Genomic DNA, 23,380 nt, shown 5'->3' on the forward strand with positions numbered 1-23,380 from the left:
ACCGGCTGGACCACGTCGACGCGCTCCAGCGACGGCGCGCCCTCGGCACCGCGCAGCACCTCCACCAGCGACCAGTCGGTGAACTCCGCGAGCGCCGCAGCGCACTCCTCGATCCGGGCGGCGAACACCGGGGAGGCGTCCATCAGCCCGACCGCCATGCCCGCCCACTGCGAGCCCTGCCCCGGGAACACGAACGCCGTGCGGCCGCCGACGACGGCCCCCTGCGCCACGCCCGACGCCATGCCGCCGTCGGCCAGCGCGCCGAGCCCGGCGAGCAGTTCGTCGCGGTCCCGGCCTCGTACGACGGCGCGGTGGTCCAGCTGTGCCCGCGTCGTGGCGAGCGACAGGCCCACGTCCAGCGGGCGCAGCGCGGGGTCGGCCTCAAGGTGGTTCAGCAGCCGCTGCGCCTGGGCGCGCAGCGCGGCCGCGCTCTTGCCGGACACCGCCCACGGCACCACGTCGAGCTGCTTCGACGGGGGTTCCTCGGCGGGCGTCTCCGCGTCCTCCTCGGCGGGGGCCTGCTCCAGGATGGTGTGCGTGTTGGTGCCGCTGAAGCCGAAGGACGACACGGCGGCGCGGCGCGGCCGGTCGGTCTCGGGCCACGGTGTGGTCTCGGCGAGCAGCGACACCGCGCCCGCCGACCAGTCCACGTGCGGGGTGGGCTCGTCGAGGTGCAGCGTCTTGGGCAGGACGCCGTGGCGGATGGCCATGACCATCTTGATGATCCCGGCGACACCGGCGGCGGCCTGGGTGTGGCCGACGTTGGACTTGATCGAGCCGAGCAGCAGCGGCCGCCCCTCGGGCCGGTCCTGGCCGTACGTGGCGAGCAGCGCCTGCGCCTCGATCGGGTCGCCCAGCGTCGTCCCCGTGCCGTGTGCCTCGACGGCGTCGACGTCGGCCGCGCCGAGGCGGCCGTTGGTGAGCGCCTGGTGGATGACGCGCTGCTGGGACGGGCCGTTGGGCGCCGTCAGGCCGTTCGACGCGCCGTCCTGGTTGACGGCCGAGCCGCGCACGATGGCGAGGACCGGGTGGCCGTTCCTCCGGGCGTCCGACAGCCGCTCCACGAGCAGCATGCCGACGCCCTCGCCCCAGCCGGTGCCGTCGGCGGCGGCCGCGAACGGCTTGCAGCGGCCGTCGGCGGCGAGCCCGCGCTGACGGCTGAACTCGGTGAACGTCGACGGCGTGGCCATCACGGTCACACCGCCCGCGAGCGCCAGCGAGCATTCGCCGTTGCGCAGCGCCTGCACCGCCATGTGCAGGGTGACCAGGGACGACGAGCACGCCGTGTCGACGGTGACGGCCGGGCCCTCCAGGCCGAAGGTGTACGACACCCGGCCGGACGCGATGCTGCCGGAGCTGCCGGTGCCGAGGAACCCTTCGACGCCCTCGGGCACGGAGTCGAGCCGCGAGGTGTAGTCGTGGTACATGACGCCCGCGAACACGCCGGTGCGGCTGCCGCGCAGCGCGGTCGGGTCGAGGCCCGCGCGCTCGAACGCCTCCCACGACGACTCCAGCAGCAGCCGCTGCTGCGGGTCCATGGCCATGGCCTCACGCGGCGAGATGCCGAAGAGGGTGGGGTCGAAGCCGCCCGCGTCGTAGAGGAAGCCGCCCTCGCTCACATAGCTGGCGCCCGCCTGGTCGGGGTCGGCGTCGTACAGCGACTCGATGTCCCAGCCGCGGTCCGTGGGGAAGCCGGAGATGGCGTCCTCACCGCCCGCGACGAGCCGCCACAGCTCCTCGGGGGTGCGGACGCCACCCGGGTAGCGGCAGCTCATCGCGACGATCGCGATGGGCTCCTGGTGCCGCTCCTCGACCTCGCGCAGCTGACGGCGGGCCTGACGCAGGTCGGCGGTGGCCCGCTTGAGGTAGTCGCGAAGCTTGTCCTCGTTATTCACCATTGCGTCGGCTCCTTGCGAAGGGGGAGGTGGTGCTCATGAGTTCCAGACGCTCCCTTTCAGGAGGAGCCGAGTTCGTCGTCGAGCAGGTCGAAAAGCTCATCGTCGGTTGCGGATTCGAGGTCGTTGTCGTCGGTGGCGCCGTCGGCGGCCGTGTCCTGCGCGTCGTTCCACTTCGCCAGCAGGGCCTGGAGGCGCATGGTGATCCTGGAGCGGGTGACGCTGTCGTCCGCGGCCCCCGCCAGGGCGGCTTCCAGCCGGTCGAGTTCGCCGAACACCGACGTACCGCCGCCGTCCCCGTGCGGAAGTTCCGCGCGCAGATGGTCGGCGAGGGCGTCGGGCGTCGGATAGTCGAAGATCAGCGTGGCCGGGAGCCGGAGGCCGGTGGCCGCGCCGAGCCGGTTGCGGAGTTCGACGGCGGTGAGCGAGTCGAAGCCCAGGTCCTTGAAGGCCGCGCCGGGTTCGATGGCCGCCGCGCTGCCGTAGCCGAGCACGGTGGCCACCTGGGCGCACACCAGGTTGAGCAGGAAGCGGTCCCGTTCGGCCGCGGACATGCCCGCGAGCTTCTCGGCGAGGCCCGTCGCGTCGTCCGCCCCGCCACCACCGGCCGCGGCGCGCCGCACCGGGGTACGGATCAGCCCGCGCAGCAGCGGCGCGACGCCAGTGGTGGACTGGGCGCGCAGTGCGGCGATGTCCAGGGCGGCGGGGATCAGCACCCCGTGTCCGGCGAGCCCGGCCACGTCGAACAGGGCCAGGCCCTCGGCGCTGCCGAGCGCGTTCATGCTGCCGCGGTTCATCCGCTGCCGGTCGGCGGTGGCGAGGGTGGACGCCATGCCACCATCGGCCGTGCCCGCTTCGTCGTCCCACAGGCCCCAGGCCAGCGAGACGGCGGGGAGACCCTGGCCGCGCCGGTGCTGGGCGAGGGCGTCCAGGAAGGTGTTGGCCGCCGCGTAGTTGCCCTGCCCCGGGTTGCCGAAGACACCGGCCGCCGAGGAGAACAGCACGAACTGGGCGAGGTCGAGACCGTGGGTCAGCTCGTGCAGGTTCCACGCCGCGTCGACCTTCGGCCGCAGCACCCGCTCGACGCGCTCGGGGGTGAGGGATTCGATCGTCCCGTCGTCGAGCACGCCCGCCGCGTGGATCACGGCGGTCAGCGGGTGTTCGGCGGGGATGCCGGCCAGGACGGCGGCGAGCGCGTCCCGGTCGGCCGCGTCACACGCCGCCCAGGTGACCTGGGCGCCCAGCTCCATGAGTTCGGCCGCCAGCTCGGTGGCGCCCGCCGCCTCGGCGCCACGGCGGCTGGTCAGCAGCAGTTGCCGGGCGCCGCGCTCGGTCACCAGGTGGCGGGCCAGCAGCCCGCCCAGGGTGCCGGACGCGCCGGTGACCAGCACCGTGCCCGCCGGGTCGAGGCCGGGCACGGCCGCCTCGTCCAGCGCCGCCACGCGGGCCAGCCGCGGTGCGTACGCGGCGCCGGCCCGTACGGCGAACTGCGGCTCGTCCGACCGCAGCGCCGCCAGCAGCGCCGGGAGCGCGCCGCCATGGGCGCCACCGGCCGGGTCGCCGTCCACATCGGCCAGCACGAACCGGCCCGGGTGCTCGGCCTGCGCCGACCGCACCAGGCCCCAGAGGGCGGCGTGGGTGAGGTCGTCCACGCCTTCGGTGTTCTCCCCGTCCGCGACGGCCACGGCGCCCCGGGTGAGGAGCACGAGCCGGGAGTCGGCGAACCGCTCGTCGGCCAGCCACTCCCGGACCAGAGCCAGCGCCCGCAGCGTCACGGTACGGGTGGCCGCTGCGGTGTCCCCGTCCCCGGACGTGCGCAGGTCGGGCAGGCACGGTACGAGGACTACGTCGGGCGCGATCCCCTCGGCCTCCACCGCCTCGCCGAGGGCGGACAGGCCCGCGTAGGTCTCGGCCTCGATCCCGGTGTCGGCCAGCGCCGCGGTGATCTTCAGGTCACCGCCGCCGGTGTTCTCCAGGACGGCCCACAGGGCGCCGTCGTTCCCCTCGTCGGACGCGGGCAGGGCAGCCCAGTCGATGCGGAACAGCGACTCATGGTGGCCGCGCGGACCGGCGGCGAACTGCCCGGGGTCCAGCGGCCGGAGCGCGAGCGAGCCGACCGACACCACCGGGGCACCGGCCTCGTCGGTGATCTCCAGCGCCACGGCGCCCTGCCCGGCGCTCTGCCCTGCTGGGGAAACCCGCACCCGCAGAGCGGTCGCACCGACCGCGTGCAGCCGTACAGAGTCCCACGAGAACGGCAGCCGGGCCTGTCCCGCCTCCTCGGCCGGGAAGAACCCGCCCAGGCCCACCGCGTGCAGCGCGGCGTCCATCAGCGCCGGATGGCAGGCGTACGCACGGGCCTCGCCCTGCTGCCCCTCGGCGAGCGCCACCTCGGCGAACACCTCGTCACCGCGCCGCCAGGCGGCCTTCAGCCCCTGGAACACCGGGCCGTACGCGAGGCCGAGCGCGGCGAAGCCGTCGTACAGGCCGTCGACGTCGATCGGCTCGACGGCCGTGTCGTCGGTGTCGGCCGGGGGCCACTCCACCATGCCGCTCGGCGCAGCAGCGGCCGGGCCGGTGCCGGTGGTGGTGCCGGTGCCGGTGCCGGTGGCGAGCACACCGGCCGCGTGCCGGGTCCACGGCTCGTCGGCGGCGTCCTCCGGGCGCGAGTAGATGTGCAGCGCACGCCGTCCGTCGGCACCGTCGGGCTCGTCCACGGAGACGCGCAGCTGCACCGCGCCGCGCTCGGGGAGCACCAGCGGCGCTTCGAGGGTCAGTTCGTCGACTTGGTCGCAACCGACCTGGTCACCGGCCCGGACCGCCAGCTCGACCAGGGCCGTCCCCGGCAGCAGCACGGTGTCCATGACGGCGTGATCGGCCAGCCAGGGATGCGTACGGAGCGACAGCCGACCCGTGAAGAGGAAGCCCTCGGAGTCGGGCAGGTCCACCGCCGCACCCAGCAGGGGGTGATCGGCGGAGCCGAGACCGGCCGACGCCACGTCGCCCACGGCCCCGGCGGGGGCCTCCAGCCAGTAACGCTCGCGCTGGAAGGCGTACGTCGGCAGGTCGACGCGGGACGCACCGGTCCCGGCGAAGAACGCCGCCCAGTCCACCGCCACGCCGCGGACGTGCGCCCGCGCGAGGGCCGTCGTCAGCGTCTCGGCCTCGGGACGGTCCTTGCGGCAGGTCGCGGCGAAGGCGATGCCGTCACCGGTCACGCACTCCTGGGCCATGGCGGTGAGCACACCGTCCGGACCCAGCTCGACATACGTCGTAACGCCCTGAGCCTCCAGGGTGCGCACACCATCGAGGAACCGCACCGCCTCACGGACATGCCGCACCCAGAAGTCGGCAGTCGCGATCTCCTCAGCGGAAACGACGTCACCGGTCAGGTTCGACACGATCGGAATGCGCGGCGCCTCGTACGAAAGCCCCTGCGCCACCTCACGGAACGCCTCCAGCATCCCGTCCATGCGCGGCGAGTGGAACGCATGGCTGACCGTGAGCCGTTTGGTCTTACGACCCTGCGCCTCGAAACCAGCCGCGACCTCCAGAGCCGCGTCCTCATCACCCGCGATCACGACCGACGCCGGCCCGTTGAGGGCAGCAATGCTCACCCGCTCGGTGAGCAGCGGCAACACCTCATCCTCGGCGGCCTGGACTGCGATCATCGCGCCACCGGCCGGAAGCTCCTGCATCAACCGCCCACGAGCGGCCACCAGCTTCGCGGCATCCGCGAGCGAGAGCACGCCCCCCACATGGGCAGCGGCCAGCTCACCGATGGAGTGCCCGGACAGGAAGTCCGCCTTCACACCCCACGCGTCCACCAGCCGGAACAGCGCCACCTCAACCGCGAACAGCGCAGGCTGAGTAAACGCCGTCTGGTCGAGCATCGCCGCGTCATCCCCGAACAGCACCGTCTTCAACGGCCGCTCAAGGTGCGCATCCAGCGCATCGCCCACCACATCCAGCGCCTCCGCGAACACCGGATAGGCGTCGTACAGCTCACGGCCCATACCGAGCCGCTGGCTCCCCTGCCCCGTGAACAGGAACGCCACCTTGCCGTCCGACACCGAGCCCTCAACCAGCGCCGCAGCGGACTCCCCGCGCGCCAGCGCCTCCAGGCCCGCGACCAGCCCGGCACGGTCCTCACCGACCACCACCGCACGGTGATCCAGCGCGGCACGCGTGGTCGTGAGGGAGTAGCCGAGGTCGCCCGCAGCGATCTCCGGGTGCTCGTCCAGGTGCGAACGGAGGCGTACGGCCTGGGCGCGCAGCGCGTCGGCGGTCTTCGCCGACAGGGCCCACGGCGTCACGCCAGGCGTGACTGCCACCTCGCGCGGTGCCTCATCATCAGCAACGACCGGCGCCTGCTCAATGATCGTGTGGGCGTTCGTCCCGCTGAACCCGAACGACGACACCGCCGCACGCCGCGGACGACCCGACTCGGGCCACTCCCGCGCCTCGCTCAGCAGCGACACCGCACCCGCAGACCAATCGATGTGTGGCGACGGCTCATCCACGTGCAGCGTCCGCGGCAGCGTCCCGTGCCGCATGCCCATCACGATCTTGATGATGCCCGCGACTCCGGCCGCGGCCTGCGTGTGGCCCATGTTCGACTTGATCGAACCGAGCAGCAGGGGCCGGTCCGCGTCGCGCTCCTGACCGTAGGTGGCGAGCAGCGCCTGCGCCTCGATCGGGTCGCCCAACGACGTACCCGTGCCGTGCGCTTCTACGGCGTCCACCTCGGCGGCGGAAAGCCCGGCGTTGGCGAGCGCCTGCCGGATGACGCGCTGCTGCGACGGGCCGTTGGGCGCCGTCAGACCATTCGACGCACCGTCCTGGTTGATCGCAGAACCCCGCACCACCGCCAACACCGGGTGACCGTTCTTCCGCGCATCGGACAGCCGCTCCACCAGCAGCATGCCCGCACCCTCGGACCACCCCGTACCGTCCGCGTCCGCCGAGAACGCCTTGCACCGGCCATCGCCCGCAAGCCCACGCTGACGGCTGAACTCCACAAACGGCGCCGGAGTCGCCATCACCGTCACACCACCGGCCAACGCCAGCGAACACTCACCGTTCCGCAGCGCCTGCACCGCCAGATGCAACGCCACCAACGACGACGAACACGCCGTATCCACCGTGATCGTCGGACCCTCAAGCCCAAACGTGTACGCCAACCGCCCCGAAATCACACTCGCCGCATTACCGGTGCCGACGAATCCCTCAACGCCTTCCGGCAGCGCCGGGAGCGAGGACGCGTAGTCGTGGTACATGACTCCGGCGAACACACCCGTACGGCTGCCGCGCAGCACACCCGGGTCGATACCCGCGCGCTCGAACGCCTCCCACGACGTCTCCAGCAGCAACCGCTGCTGCGGATCCATCGCCAGCGCCTCACGCGGCGAAATCCCGAAGAACGTCGGGTCGAAGTGGCCCGCGCGATCGACGAAGCCGCCCTCGCGGGAGTACGAGGTGCCGGGGTGATCCGGGTCCGGGTGGTACAGGCCGTCGAGATCCCAGCCACGGTCGGTCGGGAACTCGGAAATCGCGTCCCGGCCCTCCATGACCAGCCGCCACAGATCCTCCGGAGTCTCCACCCCACCCGGATAACGGCAACCAAGCCCGACGATCGCGATCGGCTCATCATCAGCGGCCGACACCACCACCGGCCCGGCCACCGCAGCCGCCGTACCACCAAGCTCCGCACGCAAGAACTCCGCCAACACCACCGGCGTCGGATAATCGAAGACCAACGTCGCAGGCAACCGCAGCTCACTCGCCGCACCCAGCGCATTCCGCAGCTCCACCGCCGTCAGCGAATCGAAGCCCAGATCGCGGAAGGACTGGTGCGGCTCCACAGTGTCCGTCGAGTCGTGGCCGAGCACGACGGCGACCTGGCTACGGACCACCCCGAGCAGGACGTCGAGCTGTTCGGCCTCGCCCAGCCCGGCCAGCCGCTGCGCCAGCGCACCCGCCCCGGCGGACGAACCCTCCGCCGTACGCCGCGCCGGCACCCGCACCAGCCCACGCATCAACGGCGCCACCACACCCGACGACGCGGCCTCAGCCCGCACCGCCGCCAAGTCCAGCCGCACCGGCACCAGCAACGCCTCACCCGCACCGCCGGCCGCGTCGAACAGCTCCAACCCCTCAGCAGCCGACAGCGCCGCAACGCCACCCCGGCTCATCCGCGACACACCGGTCTCATCCAGCTCACCGGTCATCCCGCTGGCATCGGCCCACAGACCCCACGCCAAGGACGTACCGGCCAGACCAGACGCCCTACGGTGCTGCGCCAACGCATCCACGTAGGCGTTGGCCGCCGCGTAGTTGCCCTGCCCAGGGTTACCGAAGACACCGGCAGCCGACGAGAACACCACAAATGCCGACAGATCGGCAGTCGCCGTCAGCTCATGCAGGTTCCAGGCCGCGTCCACCTTGGGCCGCAGCACTCGCGCCAGCCTCTCCGGCGTCAGCGAGCCGATCACACCGTCATCCAGCACACCCGCCGTGTGCACCACAGCCGTCAACGGATGCTCAGCCGGAACCGCCGCCAGCACCTCGGCCAGCACATCCCGGTCCGCCACATCACACGCGGCCCACCGCACCTCGGCACCCAACCCGGCCAGCTCAGCACCAAGTCCGGCAGCCCCCGGCGCATCCGCACCGCGACGGCTCACCAGCAGCAGCCGCCGAACCCCACGCTCCGCCACCAGATGCCGCGCCAGCAGACCACCCAGCGTGCCACTCGCACCGGTCACCAACACCGTGCCCTCGGCACCACCGAGATCAATCGCCTGCTCGGCGTCCACCACGGCCCGCGCCAGACGCGGCGCCCGCAGCACACCATCCCGCACCGCCACCTGCGGCTCACCCGACGCCAACGCACCCGACACCGCCGCACGCGAATCAGCCGCGCCAACGACGTCGACCAGCACGAACCGGCCCGGATTCTCCGACTGCGCCGAGCGCAGCAGACCCCACACCGCAGCGCCTGCCAGGTCCGCCACCGGCTCACCGGCCTGGGTGGCCACCGCGCCCGAGGTCAGCACCACAAGGCGGGCGGCTGCGAAGCGCTCATCGTTCAGCCACGCCTGGATCAGCTCCAGCGCCCTGGCAGTGGCCTGGTGAACGGCGGCCGGGCCGCCATCCCCATCGAGCGATGTGAAGTCGACGATCGCCTCATCGACCGACTCGATCGCCGCGCCCAGGGCGTCCAGATCCGCGTACGCGGCCACTCCAGTACCGAACAGACCCTCGGAGCCAAGCACCGCCCAACCATCGCCCACCTGCGCGTTCGCAGCTGCCGGAGAGGCAACCTCGGTCCACTCCAGGCGGAACAGCGATTCCTGACGCCCGCCCCGCGCACCGCTGATCTGCTCGGCCACCACCGGCCGCAACACCAGCGAGTCCACCGACAGCACGGCACGACCCGCACCATCAGCCACCGCCAGCGATACGGCATCCGTACCAGCGGCCGACAGACGCACCCGCAGCACCGACGCACCCACCGCATGCAACGACACACCCGACCACGAGAACGGCAACCGAGCCCCGCCCTCACCGTCGATCAGGCCACCCAGACCCACCGCATGCAACGCCGAATCCAGCAATGCCGGATGCAGACCGAACGCACCCGCCTCGGACCGCGCGTCCTCCGCCAACTCCAGCTCGGCGAAGACCTCATCACCCAGCCGCCAGGCAGACTTCAACCCCTGGAACACCGGACCATACGCCAGCCCCAGACCCGCCATGCCCTCATACAGGCCGTCGAGCCCGACCGGCGTCGCACCCGCCGGAGGCCACACACCCAGATCGGACGGCGCAGCCGAGGCGGCCTCTGCCAACGCACCCAAGGCATGCCGCGCCCACGGCTCATCCGCAGCCGCATCCTCGAGCCGCGAATACACCTCGACCGAACGACGCCCAGCACCATCGGCCGCACCCACCGACACCTGAAGCTGAACGCCACCCACCTCAGGAAGCGCCAACGGCGCCTCCAACGTCAGCTCCTCCACCAGGCCACAACCGACCTGATCGCCAGCATGCACCGCCAGCTCAACAAAGGCCGTGCCCGGCAGCAGCACCGAACCCATCACCACGTGATCGAGCAGCCACGGATGCGTCTGCACCGACAGCCGTCCCGTCAGCAGCAGCCCATCACCACCCGCGAGCGGCACAGCGGCCCCCACCAGCGGGTGATCCACGGCGGCCAGTCCGAGCCCCGCCGTGCCCGAGACGCCGTACGCCGACGCCTGGGGCCAGTACCGGCGGCGCTGGAAGGCGTACGTCGGCAGCTCGACCCGAGCCCCGCCCGTACCGGCGAAGACGGCATCCCAGTCCACCGCCACGCCCCGCACATGCGCCCGCGCGACAGCCGACAGCAACGCCTCGGCCTCGGGACGGCCCTTACGGCAGACGGACGCGAACGCGGCACCGTCACCGGTCACGCACTCCTGGGCCATGGCGGTGAGCACACCGTCCGGACCCAGCTCGACGTACGTCGTAACGCCCTGAGCCTCCAAGATGCGCACACCGTCGAGGAAGCGAACCGCCTCGCGGACGTGCCGCACCCAGAAGTCGGCAGTCGCGATCTCCTCAGCGGAAACGACGTCACCGGTCAGGTTCGACACGATCGGGATACGCGGCGCCTCGTACGACAGCCCCTGCGCCACCTCCCGAAACGCGTCCAGCATCCCGTCCATACGCGGCGAATGGAACGCATGGCTGACCCTAAGCCGCTTCGTCTTACGACCCTGCGCCTCAAAGCCCGCCGCGACCTCCAGAGCCGCATCCTCGTCGCCCGCGATCACGACGGACATCGGACCGTTGAGGGCAGCGATCGAGACACGCTCGGTGAGGAGCGGCGCCACCTCGTCCTCCGACGCCTGCACCGCGATCATCGCGCCACCGGCCGGAAGCTCCTGCATCAACCGCCCACGCGCCGCCACCAACTTCGCCGCGTCCGCGAGCGAGAGCACACCCGCCACATGGGCAGCGGCCAGCTCACCGATCGAATGCCCGGACAGGAAGTCCGGCTTCACACTCCACGCCTCGACCAGCCGGAACAGCGCCACCTCAACCGCGAACAACGCAGGCTGAGTAAACGCCGTCTGGTCGAGCACCGCCGCGTCATCCCCGAACAGCACCGTCTTCAACGGCCGCTCAAGGTGCGCATCCAGCGCATCGCACACCACATCCAGCGCCTCCGCGAACACCGGATAGACGTCATACAGCTCACGCCCCATCCCCAGCCGCTGGCTCCCCTGACCCGTGAACAGGAACGCCACCTTGCCGTCCGCCACCGAGCCCTCCACGAGCCCCGCAGCGGACTCGCCCCTCGCCAGCGCCTCCAGGCCCGCGACCAGCGCGGCCCGGTCCTCACCGACCACCACCGCACGGTGGTCCAGCGCGGCGCGCGTCACCGCGAGCGAGTAGCCGAGGTCGGTCAGCGGCAGCTCGGGCCGCTCCTCCACGTGGGCGAGCAACCGCACGGCCTGCGCACGCAGCGCGTCGGCGGACCTGCCGGACAGGGCCCAGGGCGTCACCTCAGGCGTCACCGCTACCTCGCGCGGCGTCTCGCCCTCGTCAACGACCGGCGCCTGCTCAATGATCGTGTGCGCATTGGTACCGCTGAACCCGAACGACGAGACCGCCGCACGCCGCGGACGTCCCGAGTCCGGCCACTCCCGCGCCTCACCGAGCAGCGACACCGCACCCGCAGACCAATCGATATGCGGCGACGGCTCATCCACGTGCAGCGTCCGCGGCAGCACTCCATGCCGCATCGCCATGACCATCTTGATGATGCCCGCGACACCGGCGGCGGCCTGCGTGTGGCCCATGTTCGACTTGATGGACCCCAGCCACAGCGGTCCGTCGCCGTCGCGCTCCTGGCCGTACGTGGCCAGCAGCGCCTGCGCCTCGATCGGGTCGCCCAACGACGTACCCGTGCCATGCGCCTCGACAGCATCCACCTCGGACGCCGACACACCAGCATTCGCCAGCGCCTGCCGGATGACGCGCTGCTGCGACGGACCATTCGGCGCCGTCAGACCATTCGACGCACCGTCCTGGTTGATCGCAGAACCCCGCACCACCGCCAACACCGGATGGCCGTTCTTCCGCGCATCGGACAGCCGCTCCACCAGCAGCATGCCCGCACCCTCGGACCACCCCGTGCCGTCCGCGTCCGCCGAGAACGCCTTGCACCGGCCATCGCCCGCAAGCCCACGCTGACGACTGAACTCCACAAACGGCGCCGGAGTCGCCATCACCGTCACACCACCGGCCAACGCCAGCGAACACTCACCGTTCCGCAACGCCTGCACCGCCAGATGCAACGCCACCAACGACGACGAACACGCCGTATCCACCGTGATCGTCGGACCCTCAAGCCCAAACGTGTACGCCAACCGCCCCGAAATCACACTCGCCGCGTTGCCCGTACCGAGGAAGCCTTCGACGCCTTCCGGTACGCGCTCCAGCAGCGAGGCGTAGTCGTGGTACATCACGCCCGCGAACACACCGGTGCGGCTGCCGCGCAGCACACCCGGGTCGATACCCGCGCGCTCGAACGCCTCCCACGACGTCTCCAGCAACAACCGCTGCTGCGGATCCATCGCCAGCGCCTCACGCGGCGAAATCCCGAAGAAGGCCGGATCGAAGTGGCCCGCTTCCTCCACGAAGCCACCCTCGCGGGCATAGCTCGTACCGCTGTGGTCGGGGTCCTCGTGGAAGAGGCCGCTCAGGTCCCAGCCACGGTCGGCCGGGAACTCCGAAATCGCGTCCCGGCCCTCCATGACCAGCCGCCACAGATCCTCCGGAGTCTCCACCCCACCCGGATAACGACAGCCAAGCCCCACAATGGCAATCGGCTCATCATCAGCGGCCGACACCACCACCGGCCCGGCCACCGCAGCCGCCGTACCACCAAGCTCCGCACGCAAGAACTCCGCCAACACCACCGGCGTCGGATAATCGAAGACCAACGTCGCAGGCAACCGCAGCTCACTCGCCGCACCCAGCGCATTCCGCAGCTCCACCGCCGTCAGCGAATCGAAGCCCAGTTCACGGAAGGAGCGACCGGGTTCGACGGTCTCCGGACCGGCGTATCCGAGCACCGCCGCGACGTTCGTGCGGACCAGGTCGAGCAGCAGGTCGAGCTGTTCGGCCTCGCCCAGCCCGGCCAGCCGCTGCGCCAACGCACCCGCCCCGGCGGACGAACCCTCCGCCGTACGCCGCGCCGGCGCACGCACCAGCCCACGGAACAGCGACGGCAGCGCGCCGCCGGCCGCCTGCGCCCGGAGCGCGGCCATGTCCAGCGACATCGGTACGAGCAGCGGTTCGCCGAAGCGGCCCGCGGCGTCGAACAGCTCCAGCCCTTCGGCGGCCGACAGGGCGAGCACACCACCCCGGCTCATCCGGGACACGTCCGCCTCATCCAAGGCGCTGGTCATCGCGCTGGAGTCCGCCCACAGGCCCCAGGCCAGGGACGTACCGGCCAGACCGGACGCCCTACGGTGCTGCGCCAGCGCGTCCAGGAAGGCGTTGGCAGCGGCGTAGTTGCCCTGCCCGGCGTTGCCGAAGACACCAGCAGCCGACGAGAACAGAACGAACGCCGACAAGTCCAGGTCCGCGGTCAGCTCGTGCAGGTTCCAGGCCGCGTCCACCTTCGGGCGCAGTACGGCGGTCAGCCGCTCAGCGGTCAGCGAGCCGATCACACCGTCGTCCAGCACACCCGCCGTGTGGACGACGGCCGTCAGCGGATGCTCAGCCGGAACCGCCGCCAGCACCTCGGCCAGCGCGTCCCGGTCCGCCACATCACACGCGGCCCACCGCACCTCGGCACCCAACCCGGCCAGCTCGGCACCGAGTCCGGCAGCCCCCGGCGCATCCGCACCGCGACGGCTCACCAGCAGCAGTTGCCGTACGCCACGCTCCGCCACCAAATGCCGCGCCAGCAGACCACCCAGCGTGCCACTCGCACCGGTCACCAACACCGTGCCCTCGGCACCACCGAGATCAGCCGCCTGCTCGACATCCGCGACCGCCCGCGCCAGACGCGGCACGCGCACCGCCCCGGCACGCAGCGCGAGCTGCGCCTCGCCGCAGGCGAGCGCGGCGGACAGCGCGCGGAACGACGCGTCCTGGCCGTCGATGTCGACGAGCACGAAGCGATCCGGGTTTTCGGCCTGCGCCGAACGCAGCAGACCCCACACGGCGGCCTGCGCCAGATCGGCCACCGTCTCGTCGGCCCCGGCGGCTACGGCGCCCGAGGTGAGGACGACCAGCCGCGCATCCGCGAACCGCTCGTCGCCCAGCCATGCCTGGACCAGCTCCAGCGCCTCGGCCGTGGCCCGGTGCGTCGCCCCGGCCACGTCCTCGCCGCCGTCCACGGAAGGCGACACGAAGACGAGTTCCGGCGTCCCGGTCAGCGAGGCGAGATCCGGGTACGTGACGATGTCGGCACCGGCCGCCCCGAGCCCGAGGTCGTCCGAGCCGAGCACAGCCCAGCGGGAGGTCGGTACGGGCGCGGAGGACACGGTGGCGGGCAGGCCAGCCCAGTCCAGGCGGAACAACGACTCCTGACGCCCGCCCCGCGCACCGCTGATCTGCTCAGCGGCCACCGGCCGCAGCACCAGCGAGTCCACCGACAGCACGGCACGACCCGCACCATCGGCCACCGCCAACGACACCGCATCCGTACCAGCAGCCGACAGACGCACCCGCAGCACCGACGCACCCACCGCGTGCAGCGACACACCCGACCACGAGAACGGCAACCTCGCACCGTCCTCACCGTCGATCAGGCCACCTAGACCCACCGCATGCAGGGCAGAGTCCAGCAGCGCCGGGTGCAGACCGAAAGCACCCGCCTCTTCGGCAAGCTCCAGCTCGGCGAAGACCTCATCACCCAGCCGCCAGGCGGACTTCAACCCCTGGAACACCGGGCCGTAGGCAAGGCCAAGCTCCGCCATGCCCTCATACAGACCACCCAGCTCAACCGGCGTCGCACCCGCCGGAGGCCACACGCCCAGATCAAACGACCCGGACGACGCTCCCTCCACCAACGCACCCGAGGCATGCCGCACCCACGGCTCATCCTCGAGCCGCGAATACACCTCGACCGAACGACGCCCAGCACCATCGGCCGCACCCACCGACACCTGAAGCTGAACGCCACCCACCTCGGGAAGCACCAACGGCGCCTCCAGTGTCAGCTCCTCCACCAGATCACAACCGACCTGATCACCAGCATGCACCGCCAGCTCAACAAAGGCCGTGCCCGGCAGCAGCACCGAACCCATCACCACGTGATCGAGCAGCCACGGATGCGTCTGCACCGACAACCGCCCGGTCAACAGCAGCCCATCACCACCCGCGAGCGGAACCGCAGCCCCCACCAGCGGATGATCCACGGCCGCCAGCCCCAGCCCGGCCGTACCGCCCAATGCGGCGGCCGAGACCTGCGGCCAGTAGCGCTCGTACTGGAACGCGTACGTCGGCAGGTCGACCCGAGCGGCGCCCGTACCGGCGAAGACGGCATCCCAGTCCACCGCCACGCCCCGCACATGCGCCCGCGCGAGGGCCGACAGCAACGCCTCGGCCTCGGGACGGCCCTTGCGGCAGACGGACGCGAACGCGGCACCGTCCCCGGTCACGCACTCCTGCGCCATGGCGGTGAGCACCCCGTCGGGGCCCAGCTCGACGTACGTGGTGACGCCCTGGGCCTCCAGGGTGCGCACACCGTCGAGGAAGCGGACCGCCTCGCGGACGTGCCGCACCCAGAAGTCAGGCGTCGTGATCTCCTCGGCGGAGACGACATCACCGGTCAGGTTGGAGACGATCGGGATGCGGGGTGCCTCGTACGAAAGCCCCTCGGCCACCGCACGGAACGCGTCCAGCATCCCGTCCATGCGCGGCGAGTGGAACGCATGGCTGACCGTAAGCCGCTTCGTCTTACGACCCTGCGCCTCAAAGCCCGCCGCGATCTCCAGAGCCGCATCCTCGTCACCCGCGATCACGACCGACGTCGGCCCGTTGAGGGCGGCGATGCTCACCCGGTCGGTGAGCCGCGGCAACACCTCGTCCTCCGACGCCTGGACCGCGACCATCGCGCCACCGGCCGGAAGCTCCTGCATCAACCGCCCACGCGCCGCCACCAATTTCGCCGCGTCCGCAAGCGACAACACACCCGCCACATGCGCCGCAGCCAGCTCACCAATGGAGTGGCCGGACAGGAAGTCCGCCTTCACACCCCACGCCTCGACCAGCCGGAACAGCGCCACCTCAACCGCGAACAGCGCAGGCTGGGTGTAATCAGTTTCGTCCAGCGCCGAGGCGTCGTCCCCGAACAGCACCGTTTTCAGCGGCTGCTCAAGATGCGCATCCAGCGCATCGCACACCGCATCCAGCGCCTCCGCGAACACCGGATAGGCGTCATACAGCTCACGACCCATCCCGAGCCGCTGGCTACCCTGCCCAGTGAACAGGAACGCCACCCGCCCACCGGCCACGGAGCCCTCGACGAGCCCCGATGCCGACTCGCCCCTCGCCAGCGCCTCCAGACCGGCCAGCAGCGCGGCGCGGTCCTCGGCGACGACCGCCGCGCTGTGGTCGAAGGCGGATCGGGTGGTCGCGAGGGAGTAGCCGAGGTCGACGGGGCGCAGGTCGGGGTGGTCGTGCACGTGCGCGGCCAGGCGCTCGGCCTGGGCGCGCAGTGCGGCCGCGCTGCGGCCGGAGACCAGCCAGGCGAGCGCAGGCGCGGCGTCGGGAGCGGTTTCCGTATCCGTCGAGCCAGCCGCCTCGACCGGGGCCTGCTCGATGATCGTGTGCACATTGGTGCCGCTGATGCCGAACGACGACACACCCGCCCGGCGCGGACGCCCGGTGTCCGGCCACCGCGTCTGCTCCGTCAGCAGCGACACCGCGCCCGCCGACCAGTCGACGTGCGGCGACGCCTCGCCCGCGTGCAGGGTCTGCGGCAGCACCCCGTGCCGCATGGCGAGGACCATCTTCATCACGCCCGCGACACCAGCGGCCGCCTGCGTGTGGCCCATGTTGGACTTGATGGAGCCGAGCAGCAGCGGCTGGTCCTCGGACCGGTCGCGACCGTACGTGGCGAGCAGCGCCTGCGCCTCGATCGGGTCGCCCAGGGTCGTCCCCGTACCGTGCGCCTCGACCGCGTCCACATCCGCAGCGGAGAGCCCGGCACCGGCCAGCGCCTGGCGGATGACGCGCTGCTGCGACGGGCCGTTCGGCGCCGTCAGGCCGTTGCTCGCACCGTCCTGGTTGACGGAGCTGCCGCGTACGACCGCCAGCACGGGGTGGCCGTTCTTCCGCGCGTCGGACAGCCGTTCCACGAGCAGCATGCCCGCGCCCTCAGCCCAGCCGGTGCCGTCCGCGTCCGCCGAGAACGCCTTGCAGCGGCCGTCGGCGGACAGGCCGCCCTGGCGGCTGAAGCCGATGAAGGTGGCGGGGGTGGCCATCACCGTGACGCCACCGGCCAGCGCGAGCGAGCATTCGCCGGCCCGCAGGGCCTGCATGGCCCAGTGCAGGGCGACGAGCGACGACGAGCAGGCCGTGTCGACCGTGACCGCCGGGCCTTCCAGGCCAAGGGCGTACGCGACGCGCCCGGAGGCGATGGAGCCGGTGCTACCGGAGCCGATCGCGCCCTCACCACCGCCGTCGGGCGACTGTTCCACGAGCGTGGCGTAGTCGTGGTACATGACGCCCGCGAAGACACCGGTCCGGCTGCCGCGCAGGGTCGTCGGGTCGATGCCCGCGCGCTCGAACGCCTCCCAGGACGTCTCCAGCAGCAGTCGCTGCTGCGGGTCGGTGGCCAGGGCCTCGCGCGGCGAGATCCCGAAGAAGGTGGGGTCGAAGTCGGCGGCGTCGTGCAGGAAGCCGCCCTCGCGGGTGTACGAGGTGCCCGGGTGCTCGGGGTCCGGGTGGTAGATCGTGTCCAGGTCCCAGCCGCGGTCGACGGGGAAGCCGGAGATCGCGTCCTGGCCGGAGGCCAGTAGCTGCCACAGCTCCTCGGGGGTGCGTACCCCGCCCGGGAAGCGGCAGCTCATGGCGACGATGGCGATCGGCTCGTCGTCGACGGCGCCGACGGTCGACGCCGGTACGGCCAACTGGCCTCGCGTTCCCGCCAATTCGTCCCGCAGGTGCTCGGCCAGGACGAGGGAGGTCGGGTAGTCGAAGACCAGTGTGGCGGGGAGCCGCATCCCGGTGGCCGCGTTCATCCGGTTGCGCAGTTCGACAGCCGTGAGCGAGTCGAAGCCCAGGTCGCGGAAGGCGCGATCGGGGTCCACGGAGTCGGCTGAGCCGTAGCCCAGGACGGCGGCGACCTGCGTACGGACCACCCCGAGCAGGACGTCGAGCTGTTCGGCCTCGCCCAGCCCGGCCAGCCGCTGCGCCAGCGCACCCGCCCCGGCGGACGAACCCTCCGCCGTACGCCGCGCCGGCACCCGCACCAGCCCACGCATCAACGGCGCCACCACACCCGACGACGCGGCCTCAGCCCGCACCGCCGCCAAGTCCAGCCGCACCGGCACCAGCAACGCCTCACCCGCACCGCCGGCCGCGTCGAACAGCTCCAACCCCTCAGCAGCCGACAGCGCCGCAACGCCACCCCGGCTCATCCGCGACACACCGGTCTCATCCAGCTCACCGGTCATCCCGCTGGCATCGGCCCACAACCCCCAGGCGAGGGACGTACCGGCCAGACCACGCGCCCTACGGTGCTGCGCCAACGCATCCACGTAGGCGTTGGCCGCCGCGTAGTTGCCCTGCCCCGCGCCGCCGAAGACACCGGAGGCCGACGAGAACAGAACGAACGCCGACAGGTCCAGGTCCGCGGTCAGCTCATGCAGGTTCCAGGCAGCGTCCACCTTGGGCCGCAGCACTCGCGCCAGCCTCTCCGGCGTCAGCGAGCCGATCACACCGTCATCCAGCACACCCGCCGTGTGCACCACAGCCGTCAGCGGATGCTCGGCGGGGACGGTCGCCAGGGTCGCGGCGAGCGCGTCCCGGTCAGCCACATCACACGCAGCCCACCGCACCTCGGCACCCAACCCGGCCAGCTCAGCACCAAGTCCGGCAGCCCCCGGCGCATCCGCACCACGACGGCTCACCAGCAGCAGCCGCCGAACCCCACGCTCCGCCACCAAGTGCCGCGCCAGCAGACCACCCAGCGTGCCACTCGCACCGGTCACCAACACCGTGCCCTCGGCACCACCGAGATCAATCGCCTGCTCGGCGTCCACCACGGCCCGCGCCAGACGCGGCGCCCGCAGCACACCACCCCGCACCGCCACCTGCGGCTCACCCGACGCCAACGCACCCGACACCGCCGCACGCGAATCAGCCGCGCCAACGACGTCGACCAGCACGAACCGGCCCGGATTCTCCGACTCGGCGGAACGCACCAGGCCCCACACGGCGGCGTGCGCCAGATCGGTCACCGGCTCGTCCGTACCGGCGGCCACGGCGCCCGAGGTCACCACCGCAAGACGGGCGTCCGCGAACCGCTCGTCGTTCAGCCACGCCTGGACCAGCTCCAGCGCCTCGGCCGTGGCCCGGCGTACGGCAGCGGGATCGCCATCGCCCTCCGGGGCAACGGTGACCAGCACATCGTCCGGCATGGTGGCGGCACCGGAGGTGACCGCCGTGGTCAGCGCGTCCAGGTCCGCGTAGGTGTCGAACGGCTGCGCCAGCCCCAGAACATCGGGCCCCAGCAGCGCGCACTGCCCCGCCGCGCCCGCGCCCGACACCTCGGCCCAGTCGAGCCGGTACAGCGATTCCTGGCGCGCGCCCCGCGCGCCGCGTATCTGCTCGACGGCCACGGGCCGCAGCACCAGCGAGTCCACCGACAGCACGGCACGACCCGCACCATCGGCCACCGCCAACGACACCGCATCCGTACCAGCAGCCGACAGACGCACCCGCAGCACCGACGCACCCACCGCGTGCAGCGACACACCCGACCACGAGAACGGCAACCTCGCACCGTCCTCACCGTCGATCAGGCCGCCCAGACCCACCGCATGCAGGGCAGAGTCCAGCAGTGCCGGGTGCAGACCGTACGAACCCGCCTGGGCCCGTGCGTCCTCCGGCAACTCCAGCTCGGCGTAGACCTCATCGCCCAGCCGCCACGCGGACGTCAGCCCGCGGAACACCGGACCGTAGGCGAGCCCGGCGTCGGCCAGTCCCTCGTACACGCCGTCGACGGGCAGCTCCTCCGCGCCCGCCGGGGGCCATGCGCCCAGGTCGAAGGAGGCGGACGGCGCGCCCGACCCCAGCACGCCCGAGGCGTGGCGCTCCCATACCTCGTCCACGGCCGCGTCCTCGGACCGCGAGTACACCGTCAGCGAGCGCCGCCCCGCCTCGTCGGGGGCGCCCACGGACAGCTGCAGCTGGACCCCGCCCACCTCGGGCAGTACCAGCGGCGCCTCGAGGGTCAGCTCCTCCAGCAGATCGCATCCCACCTGGTCACCGGCGCGCACCGCCAGTTCCACGAACGCGGTCCCGGGCAGCAGCACCGAACCGGCCACCGTGTGGTCCGCCAGCCAAGCGTGGGTGTCGAGGGCGAGGCGGCCGGTGTAGAGGAAGCCGTCGGTGTCGGCGAGCGCCACCGCGGCGCCCAGCAGGGGGTGGTCGGCGGCGCCGAGCCCGGCGGACGCCACGTCGCCCATCGGGTAACCGGCGTCCAGCCAGTACGTTTCGCGCTGGAAGGCGTACAGCGGAAGGTCGGCGCGCTTGGTGTCCGTACCGGCGAACACCGCGTTCCAGTCGGGCGAGACGCCGCGTACGTGTGTCTGCGCGAGGGCGGTGGCCAGGCTGCGGACCTCCGGGCGGCCGGTGCGCAGCGCGGAGACAAGGGTGGCGTCGTCGCGGGTCAGGCAGTCCTGTGCCATGGCGGTGAGGACGCCGTCCGGGCCCAGTTCCACGAACGTCGTGACGTTACGGTCCTCAAGCGCGCGCACGCCGTCGAGGAAGCGCACGGCCTCGCGGACGTGGCGCACCCAGAAGTCGGGGCTGGTGATCTCCTCGGCGGAGACCACGGCACCGGTCAGGTTGGACACGATGGGGATCTTCGGGGCCTCGTACGTCAGCCCCCGCGCGACCTCGCGGAACGCGTCCAGCATCCCGTCCATGCGCGGGGAGTGGAAGGCGTGGCTGACCGTGAGCCGCTTGGTCTTACGGCCCTGCGCCTCAAACGAAGCCGCGATCTCGACAGCGGCGTCCTCATCGCCCGCGACGACCACCGACGTGGGCCCGTTCACTGCGGCGATGCTGACGCGCTCGGTCAGCAGCGGCGCCACCTCGTCCTCCGACGCCTGCACCGCGACCATCGCGCCACCGGCCGGAAGCTCCTGCATCAGACGGCCACGCGCCGCCACCAACCGGCAGGCGTCGGCCAGCGACAGCACGCCGGCCACATGCGCGGCGGCCAGCTCACCGATCGAGTGGCCGGAGAGGAAGTCCGACCGCAGGCCCCACGCCTCGACCAGCCGGAACAGCGCCACCTCGACCGCGAACAGCGCGGGCTGGGTGAAGCCGGTCCGGTCGAGCACCGAGGCATCGTCCCCGAACAGGACATCGCGCAACGGCCGCTCCAGATGGGCGTCCAGCTCGGCGCACACCTCGTCCAGGGCCTGCGCGAACACCGGGTACGCGTCGTACAGCTCCCGTCCCATCCCGAGGCGCTGGCTGCCCTGCCCCGTGAACAGGAACGCCACCTTGCCGCCCGCCACCTTGCCGTCGAACAGCCCGGGTGCGGGCTCCTCGCGGGTCAGCGCGTCGAGGGCGCTTACCAGGCCGTCGCGGTCGTCGGCGACGATCGCCGCGCGATGTTCGAAGGCCGCCCGGCCCGTGGCCAGGGAGAACGCGGCGTCGGCGAGCCGGAGTCCGGGGTGGCCGTCCAGGTGGGCGCGGAGGTTCGCGGCCTGGGCGGTCAGCGCGGACCGGGACTTGGCCGCGACGGTCCACAACGGCAGCGCGGCGGCGGGGGCCGCGGCCGGAGTGCCGTCTTCAGTGGCCTGCGGCTCCTCGGTGGCGGAGGCGGCCGGGTCGGGCGCCTGCTCCAGGATGGTGTGGGCGTTGGTGCCGCTGATGCCGAACGAGGACACGGCGGCGCGGCGCGGCTGTCCGGTGTCGGGCCAGGCGCGGGTCTCGGTGAGCAGTGAGACGGCTCCGGCGGACCAGTCGACGTTGGGAGTGGGCTGGTCGACGTGCAGGGTCTGCGGGAGGACCCCGTGGCGCATCGCCATGACCATCTTGATGATGCCCGCGACACCGGCGGCGGCCTGGGTGTGGCCGATGTTGGACTTCACCGACCCCAGCCACAGCGGCTGTTCGTCGCTGTGGTTGCGTCCGTAGGTGGCGAGCAGCGCCTGCGCCTCGATGGGGTCGCCCAGCGTCGTCCCCGTGCCGTGCGCCTCGACGACGTCGATCTGTCCGGCGGAGAGCCGGGCCCCGGACAGGGCCTGGCGGATGACGCGCTGCTGGGACGGGCCGTTGGGGGCGGTGAGGCCGCTGCTGGCGCCGTCCTGGTTGATGGCGCTGCCACGGACGAGGGCGAGCACCTGGTGGCCGTTGGCGCGGGCGTCGGACAACCGCTCCAGCAGGAGCATGCCCGCGCCCTCGCCCCAGCCGGTGCCGTCGGCGGCAGCGGCGAAGGACTTGCAGCGGCCGTCGGTGGCCAGCCCGCGCTGGCGGCTGAACTCGGTGAACGTGCCGGGAGTGGCCATGACCGTGACGCCACCGGCCAGCGCCAGCGAGCACTCCCCCCGGCGCAGCGCCTGCGCGGCGAAGTGCAGCGCCACCAGCGACGACGAGCACGCCGTGTCGATGGTGACGGCCGGGCCCTCCAGGCCGAAGGTGTAGGCGACGCGGCCGGAGGCGATGGAGCCGGAGCTGCCGTTGCCGAGGAAGCCCTCGACGTCCTGGGGCGCCGAGAACAGCCGGGACGCGTAGTCGTGGTACATGACGCCCGCGAACACGCCGGTCCGGCTGCCCTGGAGCGTGGTCGGGTCGATGCCCGCGCGCTCGAACGCCTCCCACGAGGTTTCCAGCAGCAGCCGCTGCTGGGGGTCCATCGCGAGGGCTTCCCTCGGCGAGATGCCGAAGAACTCCGGGTCGAAGTCGGCGGCGTCGTGCAGGAAGCCGCCCTCGCGGACGTACGGCTCCTGGCCGCTGTCCGGCTCGGGGTCGAAGAGGACGTCCGTGCCCCAGCCGCGGTCGGTGGGGTACGGCGAGGCCGCGTCACCGCCGCGGGCGACCAGCTCCCACAGCTCCTCGGGCGTCCGCACCCCGCCCGGGTAGCGGCAGCTCATCGCCACGATGGCGATGGGCTCCTGCTCGCGCTCCTCGACCTCGCGCAGCCGCCGCCGCGCCTCGCGCAGGTCGGTGGTGGCCCGCTTGAGGTAGTCGAGGTACTTCTCTTCGTTCGCCGTCGCCATTACGCCGTC

Annotated in this window: 2 protein-coding genes; both read right to left on the reverse strand. The window is 72.0% G+C overall.

Annotated elements, in window-relative coordinates:
- Positions 1–1,898, reverse strand: a 1,898-nt coding sequence (locus ACFZCY_RS28560) for a beta-ketoacyl synthase N-terminal-like domain-containing protein (protein ID WP_391179325.1), incomplete at its 3' end; no start/stop codon positions are given.
- A gap of 56 nt (positions 1,899–1,954) precedes the next feature.
- Complete coding sequence (locus ACFZCY_RS28565; RefSeq protein WP_391179327.1) at positions 1,955–23,371, reverse strand: SDR family NAD(P)-dependent oxidoreductase; 21,417 nt, start codon at positions 23,369–23,371, stop codon at positions 1,955–1,957.
- Positions 23,372–23,380 lie beyond the last annotated feature (9 nt).

The organism is Streptomyces sp. NPDC007983, from assembly GCF_042958345.1.
Classification (GTDB): Bacteria; Actinomycetota; Actinomycetes; order Streptomycetales; family Streptomycetaceae; genus Streptomyces.

Excerpts from the sequence above, each read along its gene's own strand:
- ACFZCY_RS28565 (WP_391179327.1), bottom strand. The coding sequence starts at position 23,371 with ATGGCGACGGCGAACGAAGAGAAGTACCTCGACTACCTCAAGCGGGCC.